20 protein-coding genes are annotated in these 17,369 nt (G+C 35.0%); 16 read left to right on the top strand and 4 right to left on the bottom strand.

The features are described from left to right. Positions 1–93 precede the first annotated feature (93 nt). From brnQ4 to BAU27_RS01340, 3 genes are all read left to right on the top strand, one after another. Positions 94–1,431 (top strand): branched-chain amino acid transport system II carrier protein BrnQ4, encoded by a 1,338-nt coding sequence (brnQ4, locus tag BAU27_RS01350; protein WP_412676979.1) that lies wholly within the window; start codon positions 94–96, stop codon positions 1,429–1,431. Between the two features lie 67 nt (positions 1,432–1,498). Beyond that, positions 1,499–1,828 carry a chaperone CsaA gene (gene csaA, locus BAU27_RS01345; protein WP_071745506.1) on the top strand — a complete coding sequence of 110 codons (330 nt, stop codon included), beginning with the start codon at positions 1,499–1,501 and terminating at the stop codon, positions 1,826–1,828. Continuing rightward, positions 1,809–2,375, top strand: coding sequence for a DUF1572 domain-containing protein (locus BAU27_RS01340; protein ID WP_071769927.1), 567 nt, complete (start codon positions 1,809–1,811; stop codon positions 2,373–2,375). The genes csaA and BAU27_RS01340 overlap by 20 nt, the downstream gene beginning before the upstream one ends. Here BAU27_RS01340 and BAU27_RS32685 read toward each other — a convergent pair. Both BAU27_RS32685 and BAU27_RS01330 read right to left on the bottom strand, forming a co-directional pair. Then, on the bottom strand, positions 2,348–2,653 hold the full coding sequence (locus BAU27_RS32685) for a permease (protein WP_071769926.1): 306 nt from the start codon (positions 2,651–2,653) through the stop codon (positions 2,348–2,350). The two genes, BAU27_RS01340 and BAU27_RS32685, sit on opposite strands and share 28 nt — an antisense overlap. Positions 2,654–2,657: 4 nt before the next feature. Then, positions 2,658–2,963, bottom strand: coding sequence for a hypothetical protein (locus BAU27_RS01330; RefSeq protein ID WP_071769925.1), 306 nt, complete (start codon positions 2,961–2,963; stop codon positions 2,658–2,660). 89 nt (positions 2,964–3,052) lie between these two features. On the opposite strand from BAU27_RS01330, the gene spoIIP (BAU27_RS01325) reads away from it, so the two are divergent. From spoIIP (BAU27_RS01325) to BAU27_RS01305, 5 genes are all read left to right on the top strand, one after another. Continuing rightward, a complete protein-coding gene (gene spoIIP, locus BAU27_RS01325) occupies positions 3,053–4,207 on the top strand; it encodes a stage II sporulation protein SpoIIP (protein WP_071769924.1) in 1,155 nt (384 codons plus the stop codon). A gap of 258 nt (positions 4,208–4,465) precedes the next feature. Then, a complete protein-coding gene (locus BAU27_RS01320; RefSeq protein ID WP_071769923.1) occupies positions 4,466–4,963 on the top strand; it encodes a GNAT family N-acetyltransferase in 498 nt (165 codons plus the stop codon). Positions 4,964–4,974: 11 nt separating this feature from the next. Next, the gene (locus BAU27_RS01315) at positions 4,975–5,715 is read left to right on the top strand and encodes a M15 family metallopeptidase (RefSeq protein ID WP_071769922.1); all 741 of its coding nucleotides are present in this window, start codon (positions 4,975–4,977) and stop codon (positions 5,713–5,715) included. A 23-nt stretch (positions 5,716–5,738) separates the two neighbouring features. Further along, positions 5,739–6,185 carry an NUDIX hydrolase gene (locus tag BAU27_RS01310; protein ID WP_071745499.1) on the top strand — a complete coding sequence of 149 codons (447 nt, stop codon included), beginning with the start codon at positions 5,739–5,741 and terminating at the stop codon, positions 6,183–6,185. 185 nt (positions 6,186–6,370) lie between these two features. After that, complete coding sequence (locus BAU27_RS01305; protein ID WP_071769921.1) at positions 6,371–7,846, top strand: amidase family protein; 1,476 nt, start codon at positions 6,371–6,373, stop codon at positions 7,844–7,846. Between the two features lie 49 nt (positions 7,847–7,895). Here BAU27_RS01305 and BAU27_RS01300 read toward each other — a convergent pair whose 3' ends face one another. Further along, on the bottom strand, positions 7,896–9,113 hold the full coding sequence (locus BAU27_RS01300) for an MFS transporter (RefSeq protein ID WP_071769920.1): 1,218 nt from the start codon (positions 9,111–9,113) through the stop codon (positions 7,896–7,898). 274 nt (positions 9,114–9,387) lie between these two features. On the opposite strand from BAU27_RS01300, the gene BAU27_RS01295 reads away from it, so the two are divergent. From BAU27_RS01295 to BAU27_RS01265, 7 genes are all read left to right on the top strand, one after another. Beyond that, the gene (locus tag BAU27_RS01295) at positions 9,388–9,816 is read left to right on the top strand and encodes an NfeD family protein (protein WP_000929496.1); all 429 of its coding nucleotides are present in this window, start codon (positions 9,388–9,390) and stop codon (positions 9,814–9,816) included. A gap of 2 nt (positions 9,817–9,818) precedes the next feature. Beyond that, positions 9,819–10,790, top strand: coding sequence for an SPFH domain-containing protein (locus BAU27_RS01290; protein WP_071769919.1), 972 nt, complete (start codon positions 9,819–9,821; stop codon positions 10,788–10,790). 71 nt (positions 10,791–10,861) lie between these two features. After that, positions 10,862–12,016, top strand: coding sequence for a stage II sporulation protein P (gene spoIIP / locus BAU27_RS01285; protein ID WP_071769918.1), 1,155 nt, complete (start codon positions 10,862–10,864; stop codon positions 12,014–12,016). A gap of 91 nt (positions 12,017–12,107) precedes the next feature. Next, on the top strand, positions 12,108–12,698 hold the full coding sequence (locus tag BAU27_RS01280) for a histidine phosphatase family protein (RefSeq protein WP_071745484.1): 591 nt from the start codon (positions 12,108–12,110) through the stop codon (positions 12,696–12,698). A gap of 6 nt (positions 12,699–12,704) precedes the next feature. Beyond that, positions 12,705–13,481, top strand: coding sequence for a Cof-type HAD-IIB family hydrolase (locus BAU27_RS01275; RefSeq protein WP_071745483.1), 777 nt, complete (start codon positions 12,705–12,707; stop codon positions 13,479–13,481). A gap of 147 nt (positions 13,482–13,628) precedes the next feature. Then, positions 13,629–14,174, top strand: a complete 546-nt coding sequence (locus BAU27_RS01270) for a MarR family winged helix-turn-helix transcriptional regulator (RefSeq protein ID WP_071769917.1) — start codon at positions 13,629–13,631, stop codon at positions 14,172–14,174. Between the two features lie 204 nt (positions 14,175–14,378). Next, positions 14,379–15,575, top strand: coding sequence for an MFS transporter (locus BAU27_RS01265; protein ID WP_071769916.1), 1,197 nt, complete (start codon positions 14,379–14,381; stop codon positions 15,573–15,575). Here the strand turns inward: BAU27_RS01265 and BAU27_RS01260 are convergent. Next, the gene (locus tag BAU27_RS01260; protein WP_071745480.1) at positions 15,544–16,005 is read right to left on the bottom strand and encodes a DinB family protein; all 462 of its coding nucleotides are present in this window, start codon (positions 16,003–16,005) and stop codon (positions 15,544–15,546) included. The genes BAU27_RS01265 and BAU27_RS01260 overlap by 32 nt on opposite strands. 171 nt (positions 16,006–16,176) lie before the next feature. Here BAU27_RS01260 and alr point away from each other — a divergent pair, with 171 nt between their 5' ends. Continuing rightward, complete coding sequence (gene alr / locus BAU27_RS01255) at positions 16,177–17,352, top strand: alanine racemase (protein ID WP_071769915.1); 1,176 nt, start codon at positions 16,177–16,179, stop codon at positions 17,350–17,352. Positions 17,353–17,369: the final 17 nt, after the last annotated feature.

Raw genomic sequence — 17,369 nt, 5'->3', positions numbered from 1 at the left:
GGCATATTTTATCAGCTTGAGCAGAGAGGAGGATGCATAGCATATTGTGAAAATAGAGATAAACAATGAAAAAGTGCTATGCAAATGAAAAGCATGAAGGGACGTTTAAGGCCAGGTGATACATTAGCAATTGGTTTAATGTTATTTGCACTATTTTTAGGAGCAGGAAATTTAATTTTCCCACCAGTTTTAGGGCAACAAGCTGGAGAGAATGTTTGGGTTGCTACAATTGGATTCCTTGTAACAGGAGTCGGATTACCCCTATTAGCTGTAACAGCTGTCGCGTTTGTAGAGGGGGACTTGAAAGCGCTATCTTCTAGAGTTCACCCTATATTTGCGTTTATTTTCCCATTAATTAGTTATTTAGCGATTGGACCATTCTTCGCCATTCCGCGTACGGGAGCCGTTTCATTTGAAATGGGTATGAAGCCGTTTCTATCAGAGGCATTGGTTTCAGAGTGGTACATGCTATTTCTTTTCACTATAATTTTCTTCGGAATAACTTGGTATTTATCATTAAATCCATCTAAATTAGTGGATTGGTTCGGGAAATTTCTTACACCATTGTTAGTATTGATTGTTGCTGTAATAGTCGGAAAGGCAATTATTGATCCGATTGGAGAACCAGCTGCGCCGCTAGCGGCATACAAAGAGAATGCTTTCTTTGGTGGATTTATTCAAGGATATTTAACGATGGATGCAATTAGTGCGCTTGTATTTGGAATTGTCGTTGTACAAGTTATCCGCTCTAAAGGAATAAAAGAAAGTAGTCAAGTTGCAAAAATAACAGTAGTATCAGGTATTATTGCAGTACTTGGTTTAACGTTAATCTACTTATCACTTGCTTATCTTGGTTCAACAAGTACATCACTTGGGGTATCAGAGAATGGTGGGCTTATTTTAACGAATGTTGTAAATGAGTTATATGGAACAAGTGGTAAAATTTTATTAGGACTTGTTATTATACTTGCTTGTTTAACAACTTCAGTTGGATTAACATCAGCTTGTGCTGGCTTCTTTACAAACTTATTCCCGAAACTTTCGCATAAAACGATTGTAACAATGGTATGTGTATTTAGTTTAATTGTATCTAACCTAGGTTTAACACAATTAATCGCAGTTACTTTACCAGTGTTAATGATCATTTATCCAGTTGCAATCGTATTAATCGTACTTTCTTACTTCCATAAATGGATTGGAAAGCGTAATACCATTTATATAGGAGCTATTTTAGGCGCATTGTTAATTAGTTTCTTTAACGGTTTAGAAAGTGCGAATATTAAAATTGACGCGATTTCTAACGTGTTACAAATGTTACCATTATATAAAGAAGGAATAGGATGGTTAATCCCATCATGTATTGGCGGGATTCTAGGTTTCTTCTTCTATAAATCAAATGAATCAAGTGAGTTACAAAAGAAAGGTGCCTAGGCACCTTTCTTTTTTTGAAGGGGATTTTTATATTTTGTCTAAGTAGGTAAGTGGGAGGTTTGATAAAATGGCTAGTTTTGAAGATTTTTTAAATTTGGATTTGCGTATTGGGACGGTAAGGAAGGCGGAGGAATTTAAAGAAGCAAGGGTTCCTGCAATAAAGTTAGAAATTGATTTTGGAGAGCTAGGGGTTAAGCAGTCCAGTGCTCAAATTACGAAAAGGTACAGCCCAGAAGATTTAATCGGTCAACAAGTGGTTGCTGTTGTGAATTTCCCACCAAAGCGTGTGGCAGGATTTAAATCGGAAGTGCTCGTATTGGGTGGTGTTCCTAAAGCTGGCGATGTTGTTTTACTTCAGCCTAATATGGAACTACCGAATGGAACGAAAATTAGTTAGTGTGAAAGTGGGTGTTAATTTGGATATCGGACAAGAATATTTACAATGTGCAATTTCGAATTTCAAAGCAACACAAAACCAAGGAGAACGAGTACTTTCTCAATTATCTTATGAACATATAATGTGGTCTTCTCATGAGGAGACGAATAGTATTGCGATTATTATTAAGCATTTACATGGTAATATGCGTTCAAGATGGACGGATTTTTTAACGTCTGATGGTGAAAAAACAGATCGTAATCGAGATGATGAATTTGAAGTCGACTACAATTCAAAACAAGAAGCTCTTGCTGCGTGGCAAGAAGGGTGGGAATTTGTTTTTGAAGCTTTGGATAATTTAACGCCAGAGCAGGTTTCGCAGAAAGTGTACATTCGCGGAGAAGAACACACTGTAATGCAAGCGATCCAAAGGCAGATTTCTCATTATGCTTTACATATTGGACAGATTATTTACATTGGTAAAATGTTAAAAGAAAATGAATGGGAGTGTTTAAGCATTCCTAGAGGTCAGTCTACTAGTTATTTACAGAAAAAATGTTCAACGTAATAATATGAAAGAAATCGATATAAGATAGGAAGCAAAAAAATAAGCCAAACGATAGATGGCTCCATGAACATTAGAATGCTACCTACAATAAGTCCATATGTAATAAGAAAGAAACCAAAGAGTGTATTTATAGGAATAAAACGTGAGACAAATAATTGCTGATTTTTGAAACAAGTGTTGTGAAATAAATAAAAGCGGAAATACCGTGTAGAGGTAATAAGATCTTTCTTTCTCGTTATTCTTTTTTTACATGTATGACAGATGAATGGTGGCTGCATTTCGTTACACTCCATTTTTGGAATTCATTAGTTTCATAATAATTTGAGACAAAATTAAGTACAACGCGTATATACCTATATATGCTCCTGCGAGTAGAAAAAATGGATTTAGTAAAATTCCATGAATGCTTGTCATGAAAACTAAATTTTGTATTAAAACATCATATATAGTAATAGAAATTATAGTCCCAAGTACATACAATGCTAGGTACGCAGAAATATGGAGCACAATACGAATTTTAGGATGTAAAGCAAGTAAATAAAAAGTAATTGATAGAGCGATTGGTAATGTTCCTATTAATAGCTTCAATTCATTTCACCTCATTAACAATATAGCCGAAATTTAAGCGGTCTATTCTCTAGAGCTTGTACATAACTTGAAATAGAGAGGGTGATAGTATGAATCGAGGCTTTTTTTACGTGAAATTAACAAGTGTGCGCAAATTAATTTTATTTGTTATTACTACGGTATTAGCGACTTTTTTTCTTATTAGTGTAATGGTAACTTCCATGAAAGAGACGAAGTCAACGTATTTATATAACTGGTTGAATGAGTTATCAATGAATGGTTACATGTACGTTATTGGGAAAGAGAATCATTATTTTACACAGGAGTACAGGAATTTGAATCAAGACTTTTCTATTTCTTCATTCCTCTTTTCGATGGCTACGAATATTCGTTTTGACGATGTACGTAGTTTTGTCGGGAAAGAACTTCCGGGATTTGGGAAATATGATACAGAAATCGTTATAGCAGGTGAAGGAACAAATTACTCCAACTTACCGATAGAATCGAGTGTTCCGCTTGAAGAAGTAGTGAAGGAACGGACTGGAGAAGTTGGACATGTTCCTAAGCCTGATCCGAATAAAGAGAAGAAACAACCATCTCAAACGACGGGAAAAAGACAAGTTGCATTTATTTATCATTCACATAGCTGGGAATCTTATTTGCCGTTACTTAACTTAACGAATGATCCTAATCCAAATAAAGCAACGAGTTCTGTAACGAATATTTCAATAGTTGGCGATCGATTGCGAGAACAGTTAGAAGGTGAAGGGATCGGTGCTACTAACGATAAAACTGATGTTGGTCAAAAGTTAATAAGTAAAGGGTTAAACAGTAATAGTTCTTATAAACTGTCACGAGAAATTGTACAAGAAGCGATGGCTGGTAATAAAGAACTCCAATATTTTTTCGATCTGCACCGTGATAGTGCACGGAAAAATGTCACGACAAAAATAATTGGAGATAAATCATATGCGAAGCTTGCTTTTGTAATCGGGAAAGGTAACAAAAACTATGAAAAAAACTTACAATTAGCAACGGCTTTACATGAGACGATTAATAAGAAATATCCAGGAGTGAGCCGTGGTGTAATTCAAAAAGGATTCCAAACAGGAAATGGAGTCTATAATCAGGACTTATCAGGACAAGCCATATTAATTGAAGTTGGTGGCGTAGACAATACAGAGGAAGAATTAAATAGATCGATAGATGCTCTTGCTAAAGCATTTGGAGAATATTTTTGGCAAGCTGAAAAAGTGAATGGATAAAGTGAAACTTTAATCAGTGGGATTCTTACTGCCCGCAAATAGTGAGAAAAACGTAAGCGGAAAGCTTACGTTTTTTGTTTGGACATAAGTTATGGTTAGAAAGAAATGTCACATAATAGACATAATTAACTATTATTATAGTAATATCGAAATTTGTCTATTTATAGTAAGGAATTTAGAAAGGGTTTTTTCAGAATAGTAGAGAAAATCTTTTTATAAGGAAAATTTTTAACTAATGGAATGGGTAGGGTGATCAAGGTGATTCGGGAGATTAGAGTAGAAGATGCAGCATTATTTTTACAATTAAGTAAGCAATTAGACGAAGAAACGAAATTTATGTTATACGAACCAGGAGAACGAAAAACTACAGTAGAGCAACAAGAAAAGATGGTCCACCGTTTTATAGAAAATGAATATGCGACAATATTTGTAGCAGTTGAAGAAGAGAGAATAGTAGGATTTATTTTAGTTAATGGAAATAATATTCAAAGAAAGAGACATGTGGCAGGCATTGTAATTGGTATTTTGCAAGAGTATAGTGGCCGAGGTATTGGAACGAGTTTGTTTAAAGAAGTAGAGAAGTGGGCAAGATTACATGATGTATGGCGTTTAGAATTAACGGTAATGGCCCACAATATAAGAGCTCAGGCACTATATAGCAAAATTGGATTTGAACAAGAAGGTGTCAAAAAATCTGCTCTTATCATCGATGGAAAAGGTGTCGATGAGTATGAAATGGCCAAATTATTAAAATAAGAGGTCGTTATATGAAAAAAAGATGGGTACTACTTGGTATCGTAGCAATGATACTAATTGTTGGAGTAGCAGGAATAAATTATAAGATGTACAAGGATCAAGAGGCGCGGGAAGTAAATGTAAATAATATATTCCCAAAAGCAAAAGAAACGATTGCTAATATGGATGGAGATATCGCAGTCATTAGTAATCCAAATTCGATGCTTGTACTTGTGAATAAAAATAGGCGATTACCAGATGGGTATAGACCGCCAGATTTAGTTATTCCGAAAGTACGTTACTCTAGTGAAGGTGATCAAGAGAAGAAAAAGATGAGGAAAGAGGCAGCGTTGGCACTTGAAGAAATGTTTAAGCAAGCTAATAATGAGCGGATTTTCCTTTTTGCAGTCTCTGGATTTAGATCTTTTGATCGACAAAAAGCATTAAATACGATGTATAAAAGGCAAGATGGAGAAGCAAAGACAGCGATGTCTAGTGCAGTCCCTGGTACGAGTGAACATCAAACAGGACTAGCTATGGATATTACATCTCAATCAGCTAAGTTTCAGTTAGAAACTGTTTTTGGGGAGACGAAAGAAGGTAAGTGGCTTTCTGAAAATGCCCATAAGTTTGGTTTTATTATTCGATATACGAAAGAGAAAGAAGGGATTACCGGTTATCGTTATGAACCGTGGCATGTACGCTATGTTGGGAATCCGCAAGCTACATATTTATATGAAAACCAACTGACGATTGAAGAAGTAACACAGTAATGAATTGAGGGGAGAGGGCTAAGATGACGATGTTATATAAGAAAAAGGTACATGCATATATTACGAGAGAAAAAGAAGGGGTTATGCAACTACTCGTTTTTAAACATCGTGATATACGAGAGGCTGGTATCCAAGTGCCAGGTGGGACAGTAGATGAAGGGGAAACGTTAGAGGCAGCAATTTTACGTGAAGTGCAAGAAGAGTCAGGACTACGCCATTTTTGTATCGAGCGCTTCCTTTCTGATTACATTATTTATATGAAAGAAAAAAAGGAATATCAAAAACGTCATTTTTTCCACATTTCATTATTAACAGATGTGAAAGATACGTGGGAACATAAAGTAAGTGCTGGTGAGGAAGACAAAGGTTTAGTATTTTGCTACGAATGGATTGATATTGCAAAATGCCCTGAATTAGCAGGAAAACAGGGAGAGTTTTTACATTTGTTAGATGAGGTATATGCACAGTAATAAAAAGAGTTTGAAGCGAAGGATAATTCGTTTCAGACTCTTTTTATTTTTCGGGAAATTAAAGGTGTATTAAAAAGTAAGTTGAAACTTTTAAAGGGATATTAATTTGGAATAGGTTGAGGTGAAAAAATGAAAAAGTAAGAAGTATTCGTAAAAACTAAAAGGGGATATAAAGGAGAATATAAATGGAAATTCAGTTTAATACAGTATTAAAAAAAGAATTAACAATTCATGATATACAGACCGCAATGGAAGAAGGAACGTTATCTTCCAAAGAATTAGTTATGTATTATCTTCATAGAATTGCACAATATGATCAAGATGGACCGAAAATTAATTCTATTTTAGAAATAAACCCGGATGCTATTTTTATTGCAGAAGCGTTAGATTATGAAAGAAAGATAAAAGGTGTAAGGGGACGATTGCATGGTATACCTGTTTTGCTAAAGGACAATATTGGAACGAATGATTCCATGCATACAAGTGCAGGTACGATTGCCCTAGAACAAAATATAAGTAGTGAAGATGCATTTCTCGTTACAAAATTGCGAGAAGCAGGAGCGGTGATAATAGGTAAAACGAATATGACAGAGCTAGCAAATGCAATGTCTTTTGAAATGTGGGCCGGATATAGTGCAAGAGGTGGTCAAACAATTAATCCTTACGGTACAGGAGAGGATGATATGTTCGTTGGTGGCTCCAGTACAGGGTCTGCTATAGCAGTTGCCGCTAACTTTACTGTATTATCCGTTGGAACAGAGACAGATGCTTCTATTTTGAGCCCAGCTGTTCAAAACTCGGTTGTAGGTATTAAGCCGACTGTTGGGTTAATTAGTCGCAGTGGAATTATTCCTTTCACTTATTCACAAGATACAGCTGGGCCATTTGCTAGAACAGTAACAGATGCTGCTATTTTGCTAGGGAGTCTAACTGGGGTGGATGAGAAGGATGTAGCTACTCATAAAAGTGAAGGAATGGCATATCAAGATTATACAACTTACCTCGATGCTAACGGTTTAAAGGGGGCGAAGATTGGTGTGTTTAGCAATGCACCAAAAGAATATTACGAATCTGGTGAGTACGATGAAAAATTGTTTAAGGAAACGATCCAAGTATTACGTAGTGAGGGAGCGACAGTAGTAGAAAATGTTGATATTCCTTCTTTTCACAGAGAATGGAGCTGGGGAGTTCCGCTTTATGAACTGAAGCATAGCTTAGATAACTATCTTTCTAAATTACCTTTTACCACTCCAGTACATTCTATGTTGGAATTAATAGAGTTTAATGAAAATATAGCAGAAAGAGCTTTGAAATATGGACAAGCTAAATTAGAGAGAAGAATAGATTTTCCTAACACGTTAAGAAATCCTGAATATTTAAATGCAAGATTAGAAGATGTATATTTTTCTCAAGAACAGGGTATTGATTTTGCTTTGGAAAAATATAAACTTGATGCGATTCTGTTTCCATCCTATATAGGATCCACTATATGTGCGAAGGCAGGTTATCCATCTATAGCAATGCCTGCGGGATATATGGAAAGCGGGAGACCTTTTGGAATTACGATTGCAAGTACTGCTTTTAGTGAAGGAATATTAATTAAACTAGCATACGCGTTTGAACAAGCGACAAAACATAGAAAGATACCAAACTTATCATGAATAGAGAATACAAAAGGACAGGTGAACCCTGTCCTTTTTGCTTTATAGATTAAAATGAAATATCTTTCTTCTCTGTCTTCTGATATTTTAATAAGCTAAAAGATAAACAGGCAGAACATAAAATAAGAAAAGAAGCGATCATATAAATCGTACGAACACCGAACACATCAGTAATAATGCCGACGCTAAGCATAGAAAGGCCGGAAGCTGTCGAGAGAAGTGCACCATGGGCTGTATACATCTTTGATAATAATGAAGGAGAGACACTTGATTGAAGAACTGTTGTTTGAGAAATATCTCTAATTTGATAACATGGTCCCATTAGAATGCAAAGAAATATAGCGATAAATGCGTTGCTTGTAACACCATATAGAAACGTAAGGATACTAAACATAAGAGAGCCTAACGCCATGGAGCGTATTAAATTGTTTTGAATGTATGAACTCATTCTCCACGCTATTAGACCACCAATTAATGTACCGACATAGTAACTTGTATTAATATATCCCCACCATTCTTCACCTTTATGTAGAATAGTCGTTACATATGCCATCGTAATAGCACCAATCCATATTGTTCCTGCGAAAGTTTCAATTAAGTCCATTAGTGTAACTGTGCGCAAAGAAGGGTGATGAAATAATAGTTTCCAGCCTTCTAATAAAGCGGTGCTTTTTGAAGAGGAAGGCTCTGTTACTCGTTCAGTATGTATGGAACGTAATGAAAAGTGTAATGCAACACATCCAAAAATCATCAAAATGTTATTAATCATGAGTGTAGAATTAGCGCCAATGAGAAGAACTATAATACTTGTAAATGAATAAGCTGTCGCTTGTGCAATTTGTGTTGAAAAGGAAAAGATACTATTTATTTTTACCAATTTTTCTTTTGGTGTTAGGCGTGGAAGGATGCTGTATAGTAATGGAGCACTCCACCCACTACATAATGAAATGAAAAAAATGAAAGTTAATAGAGCTAAAATGTTTGTGGATAAGACCGGGAATAAAATCATTAATAATAGCAAAAGAGCTGTTTTCAGCCATTGCAGAGTATATAGCAACGTATAAGATGGAAGCCAATTCATTATAAGTGGTGCAGATATGTTAGCGATAAGATTTGTAATAACTTGTAATAATGGAAAGAGAGCGGTAATTGTAGCTGATTTAGTTGTGATATAGATGTGAGTTGTAATAATCATTACGTATACAATGTCAGCAAGGGTAATACATATTTTGGAACCTAAATAGTAAACCAGTGAACAATTCCCCAATAAAAATACCACCTTTCAAATCAATAATGCTTTTTAATTATAATTATTATAATCTGCTGGTTATATTTTTGAAAGAATTAAATTTTTTGTCATTTTTTGAAAGGAATTTTCATGTATAATGAAGAATATATTAATATAGTATTTTATTAATGCTTGTTGTAACAGCGAATATATATAATAGCTTGTAGCAAACGCCCCTCTATGAGAAAGGGCGGATAAACCATTCTTTTCTTCATATACATATAGAAAATGAGAAAGAAAGTGAGGGTTGCATATGGCCGGATGGGTGATTTGGTTCATAATAGCAGGTATTTTATTTATCGCAGAAATGTTGTCGATTACGTTTTACATGCTTTGGCTTGGGATTGGAGCTGTTGTCGGAGGTCTTATTGCTTTGTTTGCTCCTGATGCACTATTTTTACAAGTTGTTGCTGGTGCGATTGTCAGTTTAACATTGACCTTCTTTACGAAAAGAATTTCAAAAAACTTTCGAGAAGCAAAAGGTTTTACTGATACAGTAGATAAACTTGTTGGTAAAAAGGGAATTGTTATGCAAGCGATTACAAGTGAAGTGAACGGTATTGTGAAAGTGGATGGAGATACTTGGACAGCTATTTCGGATACTCCTATTGATGCTGGAGAAAAAGTCGTTGTTATAAAGAGGCATAGTACTATTTTACAAGTAAAAAAGGAGAGTGAATAAATATGGTAGTAGCATTAACGTTAACGATTATTTTCGCATTGATTGTCGTTGTATTTGTTGCATTGACGATTAAAATTATCCCACAGCAAAAAGTTGGGGTTATTGAAAGGTTTGGTAAATTTCAGCGCATTATGCACCCAGGATTAAATATTTTAATCCCGATTGTAGATCGCGTTCGTGTATATCATGATCTACGTATTCAACAAACGAATGTACCACCGCAAAAGGTAATAACGAAAGATAATGTACAAGTAGAAATTGATACAATTATTTTCTATCAAATTGTTGAACCAGAACTTGCGACATACGGTATTTCTAATTATGAATATGGTGTTCGCAATATTACTTCTGCAACTATGCGTCAAATTATTGGTAAAATGGAACTTGATGAAACATTATCAGGTCGTGAGAAAATTTCAACAGAAATTCGCTTAGCGCTTGACGAAGCAACAGAAAAATGGGGCGTTCGTATTGAACGTGTTGAAGTAGTAGATATTAACCCGCCAAAAGATGTGCAAGCATCGATGGAAAAACAAATGAAAGCAGAACGTAATAAACGTGCGATCATTTTAGAAGCGGAAGCTGCAAAACAAGATAAGGTTCTTCGTGCTGAAGGTGAAAAACAAAGTAAAATCTTGATGGCTGAAGGGGATAAAGAAGCACGTATTCGTGAAGCTGAAGGTATAAAAGAAGCAAAAGAATTAGAAGCGCAAGGGGAAGCAAGAGCGATTGATGAAATTGCAAAAGCAGAACAAAATCGAATTGAGTTACTTCGTGCAGCAGATTTAGATGAGCGCGTACTTGCTTATAAATCATTTGAATCATTGATTGAGGTTGCGAAAGGGCCAGCAAATAAAGTCTTTATTCCATCTAATGCAATTGAAACACTTGGTACTCTTGGTGCGATTGGGGAAATTTTTAAAGAAAAACAAGCAAAGAAATTACCTTCAAATGATACAGGTAAAGAACAATAAGAGTGAGAAGGAGAAATGGGATGCCATTTCTCTTTTTTTGTGCGTATATTACATAAAGCTTGTACATATTCATGTATAAAGAAGGTGATACAGTGAAAAAGTTTGCAACTCGTATACATGGAAAGAAACTAATTTCATTACTCTTTTTATATGCACTAGTAGTAATTATTATGGCGTCGATTGTGACGTCACTTTTACATACAATGAAATCTTATTATGCGAATCAGTGGTTTGGAAAAGTATCGATGCAAGGTTTTGTTCAAATGATAGAAAGTGAGAATCATTACTATGGATATGATTATTTTAAAAAATATAAACGGGACTCAGTTGGAAGTTTACTATTCTCTATCGCGACGGATTTAAAAATTAAAGATTTAAGAACGTTTGTTGGTAAAGAAGTACCCGGTATGTCAAAATATTATTCTAACATTATCGTAGCTGGGGAAGGGACAAACTATACGAATATTCCTAATGAATCTAGTGTACCAATTGAGGAAGTAACGAAAAATCGAGAAGTAGCAAAAGATAAAGTTACAGAAGCAGAAAAGAAAAATCCAGTGCAAAAAAAGAATGGAACGCAAAAAGGTGAAAGTGCAGTATATATTTACCATACACACAGCTGGGAATCCTTCTTTCCATTATTACCAGGGGCAACCGATCCATCTAGCCCAGATGTAAATGTATCTTTACTAGGGAAACGTATGAAAGAGCAACTTGAAGGACAAGGAATTCCAGTAATTCATGATAAAACGAATATGGGTGATTTACTAGCAAGCAAAAAATGGGTATGGTATCAGTCGTATAAAGCATCTCATGGATATGTAAAAGAAGCATTAGCACAGAATAGTAAAATTGCGTTTCCGATTGATATACATCGTGATGATCAGCGAAAGAAGGTAACAACAAAAGTCATTAACGGGAAATCGTATGCAAGATTATATTTTATTATTGGGATGGAAAACGAAGGGCGTGCTGAAAATGAAAAAATTGCAAGGGCGATCAATAGCTATTTAGATGAAAACTATTACGGAATAAGTAGAGGAATATTCCCTAAGGATAAAAAAGAAGGAAATGGTGTATATAATCAAGACTTATCTAAAAACGCAATGTTAATTGAAGTGGGTGGTGTGGATAATACGCTAGACGAACTATATAATACCATTGATGTGTTAACGGAAGCATTTAGTAAGTATTATTGGAATGATGCAGAGAAAGTGAATGGGTGAGGGACGGGAAACCGTTCCTTTTTTGTTATATAAAGTTAAGAATATGATATAATGGAATTTTGTGAATATTAAACGAGGGAGCGGGAGAAACATGCAAATACTACTAATACGCCACGGAGAATCAGAAGCCGACATTTTAAATGTACATGAAGGACGAGCTGACTTTGAATTAACAGAAAAGGGAAGACAGCAAGTACAAAGACTTGTACAGAAAGTGAAAGCGGATTTCCCGCCAGATTTCATTTGGGCAAGCACATTAAAACGTGCTCGAGAAACGGCTGAAACATTAGCGGAAGAAATTGGATGCCCAATTCAACTAGAAGAAGAATTAATGGAGTTTAATAATGGAGTACAAGCCGGTTTATCCTTTGAAGAAGCGAAAAAATATCCAGAGCCAAAATTTCTCCATGATCGTTTTGAAAACGGGGAATCATTTATCGAATTTAGAATGAGAATAGAAGGAATCTTTTCTAAAATCGTGACAGAGAATACATATGACCGAATTGCAATTGTTGCACACGGTGGTGTAATAAATAGTATTTTACGAGCGTTTTTCCAAATGCCAATTAGCATGGACTATTATTTTAAAATGGGAGATACGGGAATTAGTTTGATTGAACTTACGGATAAACAGAAAACTATTCATTTTATAAATGATACAAATCATTTAGATGGAATGTAAGAGGATATGTACAAAGTTGTATTTTTTGATGTTGACGGTACTCTTTTAAGCGAGATTGATAGAAGTATGCATGAAAGCACAAAAGAAGCGATACAAAGGTTAATAGATAAAGGAATTCACGTAGTTGTTACAACAGGGAGACCATATAGTTTATGCTCACAATTTAAAGAGCTGGGCATAAATACGTTTATTTCTGCAAATGGTGCACATATAAAATGTGCTGATGAAGTTGTACATAAATCGGTACTTTCAAGTGAAATTGTTCATGATATTTCAAATTTTGCTGAATTACATGGTCATAGTGTTTCTTATTTTACAGAAGAATTTGTAATGAATGGTATTGCCTCAAAAGACGAACGTGTAATACGAGCATTAAATGAAACGTTAAATTTAGAACATTATCCTGACAAAGTTAGAAACTTATCAGAAGAGATTTATTGTGTATGTCTGTATGCTGATGAAACAGAAGCTCAAAAATTCTTTGAAAGATATCCAGCACTTACGTTTGAACGTTTTCATGGTTACGTTATGAATGTGTTGGAAGATAATAAAGTATCGAAGCTAACTGCAATTCAAAAGGTATTGGAACATCTAAAAATTTGTAAGTCAGAAGCAATTGCATTCGGAGATGGTGGGAATGATATTGAGATGTTACAGTATGTAGGATTAGGAATTGCGATGGGGAATGGCGGAGAAGAGTTAAAAACAAGAGCAGATTTCGTTACAAAGAAATCAAGTGAAGGTGGCATTTCTTTTGCTTTAAAAGAGTTTGGGATTATTTAGAGATATTAGTTAGTCAGTATGAAAAATCCTGTTTTAAAAACAGGATTTTTTTGTCTAACAATATTCTTGCAATAAAAGGAAGGAAATGAGTATAATAAAAAGTAGTTAGGTAAGCTAATTAAATGAAAGAAAGGAGAGTGAAAATGAATGGATTCAAAAAAAGATGCTCTTCCTTTAGGGATTGAGCCTTATGCAGAGTTAATAAAAAAGACAGCATCAGCGGATACGGATCCAATCGCAGCAAAACTTGGTTTGTTAATGTTATGGACGTCTGATAATGTTCTAGATGCTGTTGATGTAGATTTAGCTCCGCTTGGTATTTCAGAAAGTAAATTAGATTTTTTACTGTTGTTTATTTTGCGTGAAATGGAATCGAATGGGGGAGAGGTGAACATGAGTCCTTCGGATATTGCGAGCCGCTTAGGGATTACACGTGCTTCTGTCACTGGCTTATTAGATTGGATGGAGAAACGAGAGTTAATCGTAAGATTCAATCATTCTGAAGATCGAAGAAGATTAAAGGTGAAAATTACTCCGAAAGGAAAAGAACTAGTTACGCATTCTTTACCGACTTTTTGGTCATCTTGCGCTTCATTAATTGATGACTTTAGTCAAGAAGAGCGTCAAACTTTAGAGAAGCTATTAAATAAAATGCAAGTAACTATGCAGAAGAAATTAGGAGAAGGCAGATAAAGAAGTTGATTGTGTGAGTCAACTTTTTTATTTAAACATATAATTAGGTTACCTTATTATATGTTTAGCTAATTTAATGAGGGGTGGTGATATGTCTTTTAACGTAAACAAATTAAGTAAGTGTTGAAGGAATGTCGTTTTGAGTAGTTTACTTTAGATGTTTTAAACCGATGGGGAAAATCATTGTAAGGGGGAGATTTTAGGATGGAAATATCAAAAGAAGTAAATAGTGAAAGGAATTACACAATAATGACAGCGGTGTTATGTTGGGCAGGCATGGTAGTTATGTCCAGCCTATATGTGACGATTCCTTTAACCTCTCTATTTTCAGACCTTTTTAAGGTATCATTAGCGCAATCTGCGGCTACAGGCAGTATATTTTCTGTAGGCTTTGCTATAGGTTGTTTGTTATTTGGGGCAATCTCTGATAAATATGGGCGAAAAAAAGTGATCTTTATTGGATTGCTTGCACTCTCGATTGTTTCTTTTTTCTTAGGGTTCGTGGATAGCTTATTCTGGCTTGTTATTCTTCGAGGATTACAGGGTATAGCAGCAGCTACATTTTCTCCAGTAGCGTTGGCTTACGTTGTAGAAATATTTCCAGTAGAGAAAAAGGTTACAACAATTGGGTTTGTCAGTACTGGCTTTTTAGTAGCTGGAATTGTAGGGCAAGTAATAAGTACGGCTGTTAGTCAGCATTTTGGATGGCATATGGTGTTCTTTCTTCTTAGTATTGTCTATATCATTACTGCTGTATGGGTTCATTATTCTCTTCCGAAAGGGGAAACGTCTCAATCCTATACTGATATTTTTGGACCAATTAAACAGATGGGTAAAGTTTTTACACATAAAAGCTTAGTATTGAGCTATATGATTGCATTTGTTTTATTAATGGCTTTTGTTAATATGTATACTGTTTTAGGAAATTATTTGAGCTCTCCTACTTACAATTTAACTCCAGAACAAATTATTTATTTTCGCTTAGCAGGGCTATTTGGTATGTTGCTGTCACCACTTGCGGGTCGTTTAACAAAGAGGTTCGGAGTAAGGCGAGTTCTTCAGGGCGGATTGTTGGTGGCTATTTTTGGTCTAAGTTCAATGGGCTTTATTTCGAAGCTGCCGCTACTTGTAATGATGAGCATCTGCTTTGTAATAGGTATTGCTATATCTGTTCCGTCTTTAGTTTCTCTTGTTGGCCAATTAGGAGGGGGAGCGAGGGGAATAGCAGTTTCTATTTATACTTTTATTTTATTTTTAGGAACTAGTATAGGACCTATTATTTCTATTTATCTTATGAAAATAGGAGACTACGCTCAGACGTTTGTTTTATTAGGATTGATACTCTTTATTGGTTTTGTTTCCGCTCTTTTTATTCGAATAAAGGAATGCAAGGATCTTTAATATGTTCAACTAATAAAATATGAATTTGTCCGCGATGATGATAAAAATGTGCAACGATTTCAAGCAACCATTCGAATCGAGAATAAGAAATTCCCCAATAAGCAGTCATAATTTCCGCTAACTCTTCATTGGAATAGGATAAGAAAGTTTTAGAAAGTAGTTCGTACCCTTTTATCATCATTTGTTGCATTTGAGTAATTGTTTTTGGTGTTTGTTCTATATAAAAGGTATGTAAATCTTTTTCCGTAATACCATTTAATATGAGGAAATCCGCATGGCAAATAAGTGAAAGATGTGTATACATTTCAAATAGGGAACGTTTAGCTTGAATCGGTCTTATGTTCAATTCGTTTTCAGTATAGTGGTTAAGCATATGAATAGAACTATCAATAGCAACTTTAAGTTGGTGCAACGCAGATTGTACAAACATTGTAATTCTCCTCATCTCCGTATATAATAGTTTCTTAAGGGTATTATATCATACTCAAAATTCCGAAAATTCTAGTAGTTTGACTAGCATATTGAAAAGTATTATATTGTAAAAGGTCATATGAAACGTGAAATAGAATGGAATGTAATTATTGAGTTAGGAGTTAGACCAATGAGCTTGAAATATGGAAGAGATACAATTGTTGAAGTTGACTTAAATGCTGTAAAACATAATGTAAAAGAATTTAAAAAACGCGTGAATGATGAAAATATTGCAATGATGGCTGCTGTAAAAGCAAATGGGTATGGCCACGGAGCAGTTGAAGTTGCCAAATCAGCTATCGAAGCAGGAATAAACCAACTTGCAGTTGCATTTGTAGATGAAGCAATAGAATTAAGAGAAGCTGGAATCACTGTACCGATTTTAATTTTAGGCTATACATCAGTAGCAGCTGTGGAAGAGGCAATTCAATATGACGTTATGATGACTGTTTATAGAATTGAAGATTTACAAAGTATAAATGAAATTGCAAACCGTCTTCAAAAGAAAGCACAAATTCAAGTGAAAATTGATACAGGAATGAGTCGTATCGGTTTACAAGAAGAAGAAGTGAAACCATTTTTAGAAGAATTAAACCGCATGGAGTATGTGGAAGTGGTAGGAATGTTTACACATTACTCTACCGCTGATGAAACTGATAAAGCATATACGAATATGCAAACAAGTCTATTCGAAAAAGCTGTAAATACAGCAAAAAAATTGGGAATTCATTTTCCATATATTCATAGTTCAAACAGTGCAGGATCAATGGAACTTAGCAACACATTTCAAAATATGGTTCGTGTCGGTATTGGAATATATGGAATGTATCCTTCAAAAGAGGTAGATCATTCAGTTGTTTCTTTACAGCCTGCGTTGTCGTTAAAATCAAAAATAGCTCATATTAAACATGCGAAGAAGAATCGCGGTGTAAGTTATGGGAATACGTATGTAACGACTGGTGAGGAATGGATTGCAACTGTACCGATTGGTTATGCTGATGGATATAATCGCCAGTTATCTAATAAAGGGCATGCAATAATAAATGGAGTTCGAGTACCTGTTATTGGTCGTGTTTGTATGGATCAGCTCATGTTAGACGTTTCAAAAGCAATGCCAGTACAAGTTGGGGACGAAGTAGTATTCTACGGTAAACAAGGTGAAGAAAACATCGCAGTAGAAGAAATAGCGGATATGTTAGGTACAATTAACTATGAAGTTACATGTATGTTAGACAGAAGAATTCCACGTGTTTATAAAGAAAATAATGAAACGACTGCTGTTGTAAATATATTAAGAAAAAACTGAATCGTTATGATTCAGTT

The sequence above is a fragment of the Bacillus sp. NH11B genome, from assembly GCF_001884205.1.
Classification (GTDB): Bacteria; Bacillota; Bacilli; order Bacillales; family Bacillaceae_G; genus Bacillus_A; species Bacillus_A proteolyticus.
The sequence above is the reverse complement of the archived record's forward strand: the minus strand, read 5'-3'. Positions and strand labels throughout refer to the sequence as shown.